The sequence below is a fragment of the Stenotrophomonas humi genome (assembly GCF_001431415.1).
Taxonomy (GTDB): domain Bacteria; phylum Pseudomonadota; class Gammaproteobacteria; order Xanthomonadales; family Xanthomonadaceae; genus Stenotrophomonas; species Stenotrophomonas humi.
On sequence record NZ_LDJI01000008.1, the window covers coordinates 24,964 to 38,273 of the forward strand.

General features: G+C 64.9%; 11 protein-coding genes. 2 read left to right on the forward strand and 9 right to left on the reverse strand.

All coding sequences use genetic code 11. The features are described 5' to 3' along the window. Positions 1 to 89: 89 nt before the first annotated feature. Complete coding sequence (locus ABB26_RS03935) at positions 90 to 2,525, forward strand: penicillin acylase family protein (protein WP_425477238.1); 2,436 nt, start codon at positions 90 to 92, stop codon at positions 2,523 to 2,525. A gap of 137 nt (positions 2,526 to 2,662) precedes the next feature. Here the strand turns inward: ABB26_RS03935 and prpF are convergent, their stop codons facing one another. The 5 genes from prpF to prpB all read right to left on the reverse strand — a co-directional run bounded on the left by prpF (position 2,663) and on the right by prpB (position 9,726). Further along, entirely contained in the window at positions 2,663 to 3,856 is a 1,194-nt protein-coding gene (prpF, locus tag ABB26_RS03940) for a 2-methylaconitate cis-trans isomerase PrpF (RefSeq protein ID WP_057632286.1), read from the reverse strand. A gap of 34 nt (positions 3,857 to 3,890) precedes the next feature. Further along, the gene (locus ABB26_RS03945; protein ID WP_245626129.1) at positions 3,891 to 4,589 is read right to left on the reverse strand and encodes a hypothetical protein; all 699 of its coding nucleotides are present in this window, start codon (positions 4,587 to 4,589) and stop codon (positions 3,891 to 3,893) included. A gap of 136 nt (positions 4,590 to 4,725) precedes the next feature. Then, positions 4,726 to 7,344 (reverse strand): Fe/S-dependent 2-methylisocitrate dehydratase AcnD, encoded by a 2,619-nt coding sequence (gene acnD / locus ABB26_RS03950; RefSeq protein WP_057632288.1) that lies wholly within the window; start codon positions 7,342 to 7,344, stop codon positions 4,726 to 4,728. Between the two features lie 249 nt (positions 7,345 to 7,593). Next, the gene (gene prpC / locus ABB26_RS03955; protein ID WP_057632289.1) at positions 7,594 to 8,751 is read right to left on the reverse strand and encodes a bifunctional 2-methylcitrate synthase/citrate synthase; all 1,158 of its coding nucleotides are present in this window, start codon (positions 8,749 to 8,751) and stop codon (positions 7,594 to 7,596) included. 90 nt (positions 8,752 to 8,841) lie between these two features. Next, a complete protein-coding gene (prpB, locus tag ABB26_RS03960) occupies positions 8,842 to 9,726 on the reverse strand; it encodes a methylisocitrate lyase (RefSeq protein WP_057632290.1) in 885 nt (294 codons plus the stop codon). Between the two features lie 112 nt (positions 9,727 to 9,838). On the opposite strand from prpB, the gene ABB26_RS03965 reads away from it, so the two are divergent. Then, positions 9,839 to 11,077 (forward strand): citrate synthase family protein, encoded by a 1,239-nt coding sequence (locus ABB26_RS03965; protein WP_057632291.1) that lies wholly within the window; start codon positions 9,839 to 9,841, stop codon positions 11,075 to 11,077. Here the strand turns inward: ABB26_RS03965 and ABB26_RS03970 are convergent. The 4 genes from ABB26_RS03970 to pdxH are packed head-to-tail and all read right to left on the reverse strand — an operon-like array spanning position 11,044 to position 13,272. Continuing rightward, on the reverse strand, positions 11,044 to 11,871 hold the full coding sequence (locus tag ABB26_RS03970; RefSeq protein WP_083490686.1) for an ABC transporter substrate-binding protein: 828 nt from the start codon (positions 11,869 to 11,871) through the stop codon (positions 11,044 to 11,046). The two genes, ABB26_RS03965 and ABB26_RS03970, sit on opposite strands and share 34 nt — an antisense overlap. Beyond that, positions 11,871 to 12,215, reverse strand: a complete 345-nt coding sequence (locus ABB26_RS03975; RefSeq protein ID WP_057632293.1) for a YqfO family protein — start codon at positions 12,213 to 12,215, stop codon at positions 11,871 to 11,873. Before ABB26_RS03975 ends, ABB26_RS03970 begins: the two co-directional genes overlap by 1 nt. Continuing rightward, positions 12,212 to 12,676 (reverse strand): aminoglycoside 6'-N-acetyltransferase, encoded by a 465-nt coding sequence (gene aac(6') / locus ABB26_RS03980; protein ID WP_057632294.1) that lies wholly within the window; start codon positions 12,674 to 12,676, stop codon positions 12,212 to 12,214. Before aac(6') ends, ABB26_RS03975 begins: the two co-directional genes overlap by 4 nt. Continuing rightward, positions 12,673 to 13,272, reverse strand: coding sequence for a pyridoxamine 5'-phosphate oxidase (gene pdxH / locus ABB26_RS03985; protein ID WP_057632295.1), 600 nt, complete (start codon positions 13,270 to 13,272; stop codon positions 12,673 to 12,675). The genes aac(6') and pdxH overlap by 4 nt, the downstream gene beginning before the upstream one ends. Positions 13,273 to 13,310: the final 38 nt, after the last annotated feature.

Sequence of the window (13,310 nt, forward strand, 5' to 3'; positions counted from 1 at the left end):
GGTCGCCCCCGCCAATCGCCCGGGTGCCACATTCCTCCTTCACAACCTGTCTACAATCGGCCGCAGTGACCGCTACCGGGGGTAGGCCTGTGCTGCGTTGGCTGCTGCGTGTGCTGGGGATCTTGCTGGGACTGCTGCTGTTGTTGCTGCTCATTGTCTGGATGCTGCTGCGAGGCAGCCTGGCCCAGCTGGACGGGGAGCTGGCCTTGCCGGGGTTGTCGGCGCCGGTCGGCATCGAACGCGATGCCAATGGCATGCTCACCGTGGACGCCGCCAACGAAGCTGACATGGCGCGCGCACTGGGCTATGTCCATGCACAGGAACGCTTCTTCGAGATGGACCTGATGCGGCGCTCGGCCGCAGGCGAGCTGTCCGAACTGTTCGGCGCCGATGCCTTGCCGCTGGATCGCAAGATGCGCCTGCATCGACTGCGCGCGCGTACCGTCGAAAACCTGGACACCTCACTGGGCAGCAAGCACGCGGCCCTCCAGGCCTACCGCGATGGCGTCAACGCCGGGCTGGCAGCATTGCCGGTACGCCCCTGGCCGTACCTGCTGCTGCGCCAGCAACCGCGTCCGTGGGAACTGGAGGACTCGGTACTGACCGGCCTGGCGATGTATGCCGACCTGCAGGACCCGGGCAATACCCGCGAGCTGGCGTTGGCACGTATCCGCGAGGTGGTCCCCGCTGCCCTGTATGCATTGCTGGCGCACGACGGCAGCGAATGGGATGCGCCCCTGTTCGGGCAACCGCGTGGCAATGCGACGTTGCCGGCCGCCGATGCGTTGAATCTGCGTGCGCTGGGGGCTGATGCGAAACCGGATGAATCCGCCCTCTCGGCACCATCGGCGATGCAGAAGGCTCCTCTTCCGCATGTTGCGCAGGACAGAGGCCTTGCTGCGCCGCCCATGGCGGCCGAGTACTTCCCGGGCAGCAACAACTTTGCGGTGGCCGGCGCACTCACCGCCGATGGCCGCGCGATCATTGCCGACGACATGCACCTGGGCCTGCGCGCGCCCAACATCTGGTTCCGTGCGCGCCTGCGCTTCACCGAACCCACCGCACCGGAAGGCAAGGTGGACGTGACCGGCTTCACCCTGCCCGGCCTGCCCGCGGTCATCGTTGGCAGCAACACGCGCGTGGCCTGGGCCTTCACCAACAGCTACATCGACACCGCCGACTACGCCTGGTTACCCGCCGGCACCTCGCTGAGCAGCCACACCGAAACCATAGCCGTCGCCGGCAAACCATCAGAAACCCTGGTCGTGCGCGAAAGCAGCTGGGGTCCGGTGACGAGCGAGAACGCTGACGGCAGCCTGCTCGCGTTGCGCTGGGCCGGCCAGCTGCAAGGCGCGGTGAAGCTGGAGTTCGCCGATATGGCCAAGGCGGCCGATCTCGACGCGGCGCTGGCCGTCGCCGATCGCTCGGGCATTCCGGCGCAGAACCTGCTGGTCGGTGACCGCAAAGGCCGCATCGCCTGGCGGCTCATTGGCGCCCGCCCGGATCGCGGCGGCAACTGCAACGTCGGCGGCATTGCCAATGCACCTGATGCTCCGACGATGGAAGGCAGCAACGCTCCCTGCCAGCCCTGGACACTCCGCACCGATCACGCACCGTCCCTGGTCGACCCCGCCGATCACCGGCTATGGACCGCAAACGGCCGCGTGCTCGATGGCGAAGCCTTGGCCATTGCCGGTGATGGCGGCTATGACTTCGGCGCACGCGCAAAGCAGATCCGCGATGGCCTGTTCGCACGTGAGCGCTTCACCGAACGCGATCTGCTGGCCATCCAACTCGACGACCGTGCACTGCTGATGGAGCGCTGGTGGAAGCTGATGCGACAGACGCTGGAACACAGCGACGATCCCGCACTGAAGCGACTGGAAGCCGCCAGCCGCGAATGGCAGGGCCACGCCAGTATTGATTCGGTGAGCTATCGCATGGCACGCGGCTTCCGTGGCATCACCCTGGATACGCTGCAGACTGCCTTGCTGGCATCGGCAAAGCAGACGCTGGGCGAGCGCTACATCGCACCGAATCTGCCGCAACTGGAAGGGGTGGTGTGGCCACTGCTGAGCGAACGCCCCGCGCATCTGCTGCCCGCGCAGTTCGAGAGCTGGGACGCGTTGCTGGTGGACAGCGCACAGCAGTTGGAGCGCGACCTCGCCGCCCAGGGACCGGACCTGAGCCAACGCACCTGGGGTGAGCGCAATACCGCTGCCATCTGCCATCCGGTCTCGCGTGCATTGCCGGGGCTGTTCAAGCGCTGGCTGTGCATGCCACGCGAACCGCTGCCGGGTGACAACAATGTACCGCGCGTACAGGGGCCGTCCTTCGGCGCGTCCGAGCGCATGGTGGTTTCGCCCGGCCACGAAGCCGACGGCATCGTGCACATGCCCGGCGGCCAGAGCGGCCATCCGCTGTCACCGTTCTGGGCGGCGGGCCACGACGATTGGGTACAAGGCAAACCCACGCCGTTCCTGCCCGGCACGGCCAAGCACAAACTCACACTGCGCCCGCGTTGAGTTGCTTGCGGCAGAGCGGAGCCATGCTCCGCTGAAGCCTTACCGATGAAGCTTCCGCCGAGCGTGGCTCGGCACTACATCAGTCCATCTATCGCGGCGGCGCCTGATCCTTCGTTGGATCAGGCGTCAGTGGTTTCTCAGAACGCATCGCCAGGCACACGCACCCAACCTTCCATCAGGATGCGTGCGCTGCGGCTCATCACCGCCTTGGTCACGGTCCATTGGCCATCGACCAGCGTCACCGCCGCTCCCACGCGCAGCGTCCCGGACGGATGGCCGAAGCGCACCGCGTCACGCGGCCCGCCACCGGCCGCAAGATTCACCAGCGTGCCGGGTACCGCCGCTGCCGTGGCAATGGCCACCGAGGCGGTACCCATCATCGCGTGATGCAGCTTGCCCATCGACATCGCTCGCGCGTTGAGGTCGATCTCACCGGCCAGGACGTCCTTTCCTGCCGAGCTGGTGTAGTCCAGGGCACGATTGACGAACACCACTTTCGGCGTGTGCTGGCGCTTGAGTGCTTCTTCCGGCGCCTTGATCAGGCCCATGCGCAGCGCACCGGCTACGCGGATGGCTTCAAGCTTCGCCAGTGCGGCCTTGTCTTCATTGATTGCCGGCTGCAGTTCGGTGCCCTGGTAGCCGATGTCTTCTGCATTGACGAACACGGTCGGGATGCCGGCGGTGATCATGGTTGCCTGCAACGTGCCGACGCCAGGTACTTCCAGCGCGTCAACCAGGTTGCCGGTCGGGAACATCGCACCGCCGCCCTCGCCTTCACCCTCCTCGGCCGGATCGATGAACTCCAGCACGATCTCCGCCGCCGGGAAGGTCACCCCGTCCAGCTCGAAGTCACCGGTCTCCTGCACTTGCCCGTTGCTCACCGGCACGTGCGCGATGATGGTCTTGTTGATGTTGGCCTGCCAGATACGCACCGCGCAGATGCCGTTCTCCGGCACGCGTGACGCATCGACATAGCCGGCATGCAGTGCGAATGCACCCGCACCGGTGGACAGGTTGCCGCAGTTGCCGGACCAGTCGACGAAATCGGTATCGATGGAGACCTGTCCGTACAGATAGTCGATGTCGTGATCGGGCTTGCTGCTGGGCGAGACGATCACGCACTTGCTGGTGCTGGACGTCGCACCGCCCATGCCATCGGTTTGCTTGGCATACGGATCGGGCGACCCGATCACCCGCTGCAGCAGATGGTCACGCGCCGCGCCCGGCACCTGTGCGCCGGCCGGCAGGTCTTCCAGGCGGAAGAACACGCCTTTGGAAGTACCGCCGCGCATGTAGGTGGCGGGGATGCGAATCTGCGGAAGGACGCTCATGACGGAACACTCGTGGAAGAGGAAGGAAAGGAAATCAGGCCAGGGAGGCCTGGTACTGCCGGCGTGCGCGCGCCTGTGGCCCGTGCTGCCAGCGGAACAGCCATAGGACGGCCAGCTTGGTGCATGCACTGACCACGGCCAGCAGCAGCAACGGCCAGCCCAAGCGCAGGCCCATCGCAAGGGCGAAGGCAATCGTGGAAAGATCCATAAGCAGGATCAGCTGGCTCATCCGCAGAGACACGCCACCGGTATGCCCGCTGCGCCAGATCAGCAGGATCTGGTGCGCATAGCCCTGTGCCAGCAGCGCGGTGATCACCACGATCATGGCGGTGGCCAACACCCGGCCCTGATCGGCATGACGCTCCCCCCAAAACAGCCCCGCCAGGGCGGCGAGCAGCAGCAGGCACGCCGCCACCAGGCTGGTCAGCGACGCGGAGTTGCGCCGGTCGCGCCAGATCTCGACCAGGATCAGCAGCACCAGCGCCGAGGCCAGCAACCGCGGCCAGACGATGAAGTGATTGAACGGCGTGATGCTGTAGCCGTACACGAAGAACGAAAGATAGGCCAAGAAGCTGACCGTGAACTGGTTGAGCGACACCACCGCCGTGGCCGCGTCGTCCGCCCCCACCCGCCGGCGCCGCGCCTGCAGCAGCCGCCACTGCGCGGCCACACCGACCAAGCTGAGCAGGATGAAACCGGTATTGATGCCACCTGCGACCGTGTAGAAGCCCACTGCAGCCCTCCCGGGGCGCGTACCCGTTTCCATCCCATCCTGCCGCAGCCGGTGATACCGGCCGCAGCAGACGCTGCTCGCATTCCGCGCCGACGCGACCAAGCCGGCAGGACGCCATGCACTTATTGCCGGCCGCTCAGGCCACCTGCGCACCTTCCAGGAAGTCCTGCGCAAACCGCTGCAACACGCCACCGGCTTCGTAGATCGCAACTTCTTCGTCCGAATCCAGGCGGCAGGTCACCGGCACTTTCAGCACCGTGCCGTCACGGCGGTTGATCAGCAGCGACAACTCGGCGCGCGGCGTACGCAGGCCCTGCACGTCGTAGGTTTCGGTGCCATCGATGCCCAGCGTGTTGCGGTCGGTGCCCGGCTTGAACTCCAGCGGCAGCACGCCCATGCCGATCAGGTTGGTGCGGTGGATACGCTCGAAGCCTTCGGCCGCGATCGCCTCTACGCCGGCCAGACGCACGCCCTTGGCGGCCCAGTCACGCGAGCTGCCCTGTCCGTAGTCGGCACCGGCGATGATGATCAGCGGTTGCTTGCGCTCCATGTAGGTTTCAATGGCTTCCCACATGCGCATGACCTTGCCTTCCGGCTCCACGCGCGCCAGCGAGCCCTGCTTCACGCTGCCGTCGTCGTTGCGCACCATTTCGTTGAACAGCTTCGGGTTGGCAAACGTGGCGCGCTGCGCGGTGAGGTGATCGCCGCGATGGGTGGCGTAGGAATTGAAGTCCTCTTCCGGCAGGCCCATCTTGGCCAGGTACTCACCGGCCGCACTGGACAGCAGGATCGCGTTCGACGGCGACAGGTGGTCGGTGGTGATGTTGTCCGGCAGCACCGCCAGCGGGCGCATGCCCCGCAACGTACGCTCACCGGCCAATGCACCCTCCCAATACGGCGGACGGCGGATATAGGTGCTCTGCGGGCGCCAGTCGTACAGCGGGCTGACCTTCTCGCCGTGCTCGACGCGCACGTTGAACATCGGGTTGTAGACGCTGCGGAACTGCTCCGGCTTGACCGAGGCCTTCACCACTGCATCGATTTCCGCATCGCTCGGCCAGATGTCCTTCAGGCGTACTTGGTTGCCCTCGGCATCGATGCCCAGCACGTCCTTCTCGATGTCGAAACGCACGGTGCCGGCGATGGCGTAGGCGATCACCAATGGCGGCGACGCCAGGAATGCCTGCTTGGCATACGGATGGATGCGGCCATCGAAGTTGCGGTTGCCCGACAGCACCGCGGTCGAGTACAGATCGCGATCAATGATTTCCTGCTGGATCTTCGGGTCCAGCGCACCGCTCATGCCATTGCACGTGGTGCAGGCGAAGGCGACGATGCCGAAGCCCAGCTTTTCCAGATCCGGCAGCAGGCCGGATTCTTCCAGGTACAGCTGCACCGCCTTGGAGCCCGGCGCCAGCGACGACTTCACCCATGGCTTGCGGATCAGTCCGCGCGCATTGGCATTGCGCGCCAGCAATGCAGCGGCAATCACGTTGCGCGGATTGGACGTGTTGGTGCAGCTGGTGATGGCCGCGATGATCACCGCGCCATCAGGCATCAGCCCCTGCGCTTCCTCGGCCTTGCCCGATTCGAGCTTGGCTTCGTCAGCGATGCCCCGTTCCGCCAGGTCCGACACCGGCAGGCGCTTGTGCGGATTGCTGGGGCCGGCCATGTTGCGCACGACGCTGGACAGATCGAACTCCAGCACCCGCTCGTACTGTGCGGTGACCAACGCATCGGCCCACAGGCCGGTGGTCTTTGCGTAGTTCTCGACCAGCTCCAGCTGTGCTTCCTCGCGGCCGGTCAGGCGCAGGTAGTCGATGGTCTGCTGGTCGATGTAGAACATCGCCGCCGTCGCGCCGTACTCCGGGCACATGTTGGAAATGGTCGCGCGGTCGCCGATGGTCAACGCCGCCGCACCTTCACCGAAGAACTCCAGCCACGCACCCACCACGCGTTCCTTGCGCAGGAATTCGGTGAGCGCCAGCACCACGTCGGTGGCGGTGATGTTGGGCTGCGGCTTGCCGATCAGCTTGACGCCGATGATGTCGGGCAGACGCATCCACGACGCACGACCGAGCATCACGTTCTCTGCTTCCAGCCCCCCCACGCCGATGGCGATCACGCCCAGCGCATCCACATGCGGGGTATGGCTGTCGGTGCCCACGCAGGTATCCGGGAACGCCACGCCGCCCTGCTGGTAGATCACCGGCGACATTTTCTCCAGATTGATCTGGTGCATGATGCCGTTGCCCGGTGGGATCACGTCCACGTTCTCGAAGGCCAGCTTGGTCCAGTCGATGAAGTGGAAACGGTCTTCGTTGCGACGGTCTTCGATGGCGCGGTTCTTGGCGAACGCATCCGGATCGTAGCCACCACATTCCACCGCCAGCGAGTGGTCGACGATCAACTGCACCGGCACCACAGGATTGACCTTGGCCGGATCACCGCCCTTGTCGGCGATGGCATCACGCAGACCGGCCAGATCGACCAGCGCGGTCTGGCCGAGGATGTCGTGGCACACCACGCGGGCCGGGAACCACGGGAAATCGAGGTCGCGCCTGCGTTCGATCAGCTGCTTGAGCGAATCGGTCAGCGTGGCCGGGTTGCAGCGGCGCACCAGGTTTTCGGCCAGCACGCGCGAGGTGTACGGCAGCGTGGCGTAGGCGCCGGGCGCGATCGCCTCGACGGCGGCCTGCGCGTCGAAGTAGTCCAGCTTGCTGCCGGGAAGATGCTTGCGGTAATCGGTGTTCATGGCTGGCCTGTGAGGGTCTGGGCTTGCTGGTGTTTGCAGTGGATTGCTCGCAGATGCACGCGATCTCAGCAATCCCACAGCAACACTTGGAATCTGGAGGCTCCCTTCTCCCGCCTGCGGGGGAAGGTGCCCGAAGGGCAGATGGGGGAAGCGTCTGGCAGCGGGCATCGCCTGTCAGAAGCTTCCCCTCACCCCAACCCCTCTCCCGCAGGCGGGAGAGGGGCTCAGGATCGATCTTGCACTCGCGCCTTACGCGCGCTTGTCCAACGGCACGAAGGTCTGGTCTTCCGGGCCGGTGTAGTTCGCGCTCGGGCGGATGATCTTGCCGTCGATGCGTTGCTCGATGATGTGCGCGCTCCAACCAGCAGTACGTGCAATCACGAACAGCGGGGTGAACATCGCGGTCGGCACGCCCATCATGTGGTAGCTGACGGCACTGAACCAATCCAGGTTAGGGAACATCTTCTTGATGTCCCACATCACCGTCTCCAGACGCTCGGCGATGTCGTACATCTTCATGTTTTCCTGCTCGGCCGACAGCTCGCGCGAGACGTCCTTGATCACCTTGTTGCGCGGATCGGACACGGTGTAGACCGGGTGACCGAAGCCGATGACCACTTCCTTGCGCTCCACGCGCGCTTTGATGTCGGCCTCGGCTTCATCCGGCGTCTCGTAACGCTTCTGCACTTCGAACGCGACTTCGTTGGCACCACCGTGCTTCGGGCCGCGCAGTGCGCCGATGCCGCCGGTGATGGCGCTGTACATGTCGCTGCCGGTGCCGGCAATGACGCGGCAGGCAAAGGTCGACGCGTTGAATTCATGCTCTGCGTACAGGATCAGGCTGGTGTGCATCGCCTTGACCCACGACTCGCGCGGCTGCTCGCCGTGCAGCAGGTGCAGGAAGTGGCCACCGATGGAGTCGTCGTCGGTTTCCACGTCGATGACCTTGCCGTTGTGGCTCCAGTGGTACCAGTACAGCAGCATCGAACCGAGACAAGCCATCAGCTTGTCGGCGATGTCGCGCGCGCCCGGATGGTTGTGGTCGTCCTTCTCCGGCGACACGCAACCCATCACCGACACGCCGGTGCGCATCACGTCCATCGGGTGCGCCGACGGCGGCAGTTCTTCCAGCGCAGCCTTCACTGCCGCAGGAATACCGCGCAGCGCCTTCAGCTTGGCCTTGTAGGCGCGCAGTTCGGCCTTGTTCGGCAGCTTGCCATGCACCAGCAGGTGAGCGATTTCCTCGAACTCGCTGGTGTTGGCCAGATCCAGGATGTCGTAGCCGCGATAGTGCAGGTCGTTGCCGCTACGGCCGACGGTACACAGCGCGGTGTTGCCTGCGGCGGTGCCGGACAGGGCGACGGACTTCTTCGGCTTGAACGCCGGTGCGGCGGTGGATTCAGACATGGTGTGAACCTCGATCAGATGCGGGATTTAGCTCCCCTCTCCCGCCTGCGGGAGAGGGGCTGGGGGTGAGGGCCGGATGTTGCAGCCCAATTACTTCTTCGCAGCAAACGTCCTGTCCAGGCTGCGCTCGAACTCGTGGTAACCGATCCGGTCGTACAGCTCCTCGCGGGTCTGCATCGTATCCACCACATTACGCTGGTGGCCATCACGGCGGATGGCTTCGTAGACGTTCTCGGCGGCCTTGTTGGCAGCGCGGAACGCCGACAACGGGAACAGCTGGATCGCAACGCCCGAGGCGGCCAGTTCATCACGGCTGAACAGCGGCGTGGCGCCGAATTCAGTTATGTTGGCCAGCAGCGGCACTTTCACCGCGTCGGCGAAACGCTTGTAGGTTTCCAGGTCGTAGGCGGCCTCGGCAAAGATACCGTCGGCACCAGCTTCGACGCAGGCCAGCGCGCGCTCGATGGCCGCATCCACGCCTTCCATCTGGATGGCATCGGTACGCGCGATCAGGAAGAAATCCGGATCGGTCTTGGCATCGGCCGCCGCCTTCACGCGATCCACCATTTCACCCTGCGACACGATCTCCTTGCCCGGGCGATGACCGCAGCGCTTGGCACCGACCTGGTCTTCAATATGGCAGGCACCGGCACCGGCCTTGATCAGCGATTTCACGGTACGTGCGATGTTGAACGCGCTCGGCCCGAAACCGGTATCGATATCCACCATCAACGGCAGATCGCAGACATCGGTGATGCGGCGCACGTCGATGAGCACGTCTTCCATCGTGTTGATGCCCAGATCCGGCAGGCCCAGCGAGCCGGCCGCGACACCGCCACCGGACAGATAGATGGCGCGATAGCCGGCGCGCTTGGCCAGCAGGGCATGGTTGGCATTGATCGCACCGATCACCTGCAGCGGCGATTCGGCAGCCAGTGCGGCGCGGAACGCGGCGCCTGCGGAAGAAACACTCATGGGTGGCTCCTGTCTTGGCGGTGGCGACAATGCCATTCCGCTATGGCGAGCAATCTGGCACCATCGGAAGCATTGATCAATCTTGATTCAATAAATCAACCTATTGAGCCCCATGTCCGATCACCCCGATCACCCCGATCCAGAGCTGATCCCCGCCAGCCAAGCCTGTGCCCTGCTCGGCATCAGTACCGCCACGCTGTATGCCTACGTCAGCCGCGGGCAGCTGAGCTCGCGGCCCGGCGCGGATTCACGCAGCCGTGTGTACCTGCGGGCCGAGGTCGAGCGGCTGGCGCAACGCAAGCAGGCCGGCCGCGGCGCCGCTCGCGGCGCGGCGCAAAGCCTGGACCGTGGCCTGCCGGTCCTGGAAACGCGCATCTCGCTGATCCGCCCCGACGCGCCGTATTACCGTGGCCGTTCAGCGGTTGCGGCAGCGCAGTCGGGCGCCACGCTGGAGGACATCGCGCGCCTGCTGTGGGAATGCGAGGAGCAGAATCCGTTCGCGGCAGCAGCACCACCGCGCTGGCCGCAACGCATCGAGACACTGGCGCTGGATATGTCGTTGCCGCCGCTGGAACGCACCATGGCCTGCATTCCGCTGTTGGCACTGGGGCAACGGCAGTCACTCAATGCCGCCGCACCGGTACGCCGCGAAGTGGCTGCCACCTTGCTGCGGCAGAACGCTGCCCTGCTGGTCGGCACCCAGCCCGACGCGCGTCCGGTGCATCGCCTGCTCGCCGATGCCTGGCTCCCTGGCGATGTGGGCTTCTCGGATGTGGTGCGTTCGGCGCTGGTGCTGTGTGCCGATCATGAATTGAATGTTTCAGCCTTTGCAGCGCGCGTGGTCGCCTCCACCGGTGCGCACCTGCATGCCACGGTAAGTGCCGGCCTGGCCGCATTGTCGGGGCCCCGCCACGGCGGCGCGACCGCACGTGCGCATGCGCTGCTGCTCGATGCCCAGGCCAGCGGTGCGCCGGCGGCCTTCATCACCGAACGCTGGCGACGCGGCGACGAACTGCCGGGCTTCAATCACCTGCTCTACTCCGAAGGCGATCCACGCGGCGCCGAAGTGTTGCGCCTGCTGCGCGAACGGTGCGGCGACAGCGAACGGATGCGGCATGTCGAAACCGTGATTGCAGCCACCGCTGAGAACAGCGGGCAGCATCCGAACATCGATGGCCTGCTTGCCGCGATCTGCTATGTGTACGACCTGCCGGCGGCGCATGCGCTGGTGATGTTCGCCACCGCGCGCCTGGCCGGCTGGCTGGCACACGCACTGGAACAGCAGGCACTGGGCACCCTGATCCGACCCCGCGCCCGTTACACCGGTGTGGTGCCCGGCAAGTCCGCGTAGGAGCGCTGCTTCCGGCTCCAGGCCTGGATGATCGCGGCAATCGCCTGCACGCCATCGGTCAGTGCCGCCGGGCCGGGCTGCAGGATCAGCGGCGACTTGATCTCGTGCAGTTCGCCATCGCGCACCGCATTGATCGCCTCCCAACCGGGACGTACCGCCACCCGCTCCGGGCGGAACTTCTTGCCGCACCACGAACCGATGATGATGTCCGGATTGCGTGCGATCACCGGGCCGCCATTGGCGAGAATCCGTGCCTTGGCCAGCGGTTCGCATGACAACTCGGGAAACACATCAATGCCGCCGGCGATCTCCACCAGCTCGGCGCCCCATTGGATGCCGGTGATGATCGGCTCATCCCACTCTTCCACGTATACGCGCGGCCGTTGTGGCAACAACGCCGCCTGCGCTGCGATGGCGTCCAGACCCCGCTGCAGTTCATCGGCATAGGCACTGGCGCGCTCGGCCACACCTACCAACCCACCCAGGCGACGGATGTAATCCAGAATGCCGGCCACGCTGCGATGGTTGGCGATCCACACTTCCACACCGTGGCGTATCAATTCGGCGGCGATATCGGCCTGGATATCCGAAAAGCCAATGGCCAGGTCAGGCTTGAGCTTGAGTATCTCGCCCACCTTGGCACTGGTGAACGCACTGACCTTCGGCTTGTCCCGTCGCGCCTGCGGCGGCCGCACGGTGAAACCACTGATACCGACGATGCGATCCTGCTCGCCCAGTGCGTACAGGGTTTCGGTGGGCTCTTCGGTCAGGCAGACAATACGACGCGGGCCAATCATGGTGCGGCAAACTCCGTTGTATCGACGAATACCGCCGGCGTGTTCCAGGGATGGTGGGCGGCGATGCCCTGCGTCAGCAGCCGCTGCAGGCGTTCGGGATCACGCGGGATGCAGAATTCCAGCCGCACGCTGGCTTCCCGCACCAATTCCCCCGCATCACCCAGGGCGCCATGTGTACCCGCCTGCACACGGAACTGTTCGTACCCCGGCGCGGACTCCCACATGCCCTGTGCATAGCCACCGGCAGCCAGATCATCCACCGCCAGTATCCCCTGCTTGAGCACATCCAGATGCGCCGGCGGTACAAACACCACGATGCGGTAGACGGGAAACAGCTTCACGCAGGCTCCGTCGGCAATGGCATGCAGTAGTACACCACCCGCTCGGTTTCGGTAAAACCGCAGGCGCGATGCGCATCCTGCGCGGCACGGTTGTCCTGTGCGGTATCGGAAGCCAGTTCGGTACAACCGCAGGCCTTCGCCCAGCGCGCTACCGCTTCGATCAAGCCTCGCCCGATGCCCTGGTTGCGTGCCACATCACGCACATACCAGCCTTCAAGAAAACCTACCGGCGAGGTGGATGTGCCATTGACGTAGTCGTGCCGCAGGCTGGCTTCGGCCAATCCCACGGCCTGCCCCGCGGCATCAAATGCCAGCAGGCAGGTGTTGCCTTCGCCTTCGATCAGTTCCAGCAGATCGACCATGTCGGTTTCACTGTCGGGCCATAGTTCCAGGCGCAGCGTGGCCCAATCCGACCAGTCGTCGACCTGTGCGCGCCGCACCTGGAAGCGGCCCTCACTCATGGATACAACAGCTGCTTGCTCCAGCTGCCTGCTGCATCGGCTTCGTAGCACCAACGCTCGTGCAGGCGGAAATTGGCGCCGTACCAGAACTCGATGCGTCGCGGCACCACACGCACGCCACTCCAGCCTTCCGGGCGCGGTATATCGCGACCTTCAAAGCGTGCTTCAAAACTGGCCAGACGCTGCTCGAATTCTTCACGCGAGGCCAACGGCTGCGATTGTTCCGATGCCCATGCACCCACCTGGCTCATTCGCGGCCGCGAGGCGAAATACGCATCGGCTTCTGCCGCCGATACCAGTTGCGCTTCACCTTCCACCCGCACCTGGATGCCGGCTTCGCGCAGGCTGCGCCACAGGAACAGCAGCGCGACCTGACGGTTCGCATGCAGCTCACGGCCTTTGCGGCTGTCCAGGTGCGTATAGAACACGAAGCCGCGCTCATCGAATGCCTTGAGCAGCACGGTGCGTGCTGAAGGCCGGCCATCGAGGTCAACGGTAGCCACGGTCATTGCCGTGGCGTCGATTTCGCTACCGGCCTTTGCCTCTTCAAACAATGAGGCGAAAGTCGAAAGCGCTTCTGCGTAAAGATCGGTCATGGTTCCAGTTCGGACTGCATGGGATTGGGCTATTGTGG

Excerpts from the sequence above, each read along its gene's own strand:
- ABB26_RS03965 (WP_057632291.1), top strand. The coding sequence starts at position 9,839 with ATGTCCGATCACCCCGATCACCCCGATCCAGAGCTGATCCCCGCCAGC.
- prpB (WP_057632290.1), bottom strand. The coding sequence starts at position 9,726 with ATGAGTGTTTCTTCCGCAGGCGCCGCGTTCCGCGCCGCACTGGCTGCC.
- pdxH (WP_057632295.1), bottom strand. The coding sequence starts at position 13,272 with ATGACCGATCTTTACGCAGAAGCGCTTTCGACTTTCGCCTCATTGTTT.
- acnD (WP_057632288.1), bottom strand. The coding sequence starts at position 7,344 with ATGAACACCGATTACCGCAAGCATCTTCCCGGCAGCAAGCTGGACTAC.
- prpF (WP_057632286.1), bottom strand. The coding sequence starts at position 3,856 with ATGAGCGTCCTTCCGCAGATTCGCATCCCCGCCACCTACATGCGCGGC.
- prpC (WP_057632289.1), bottom strand. The coding sequence starts at position 8,751 with ATGTCTGAATCCACCGCCGCACCGGCGTTCAAGCCGAAGAAGTCCGTC.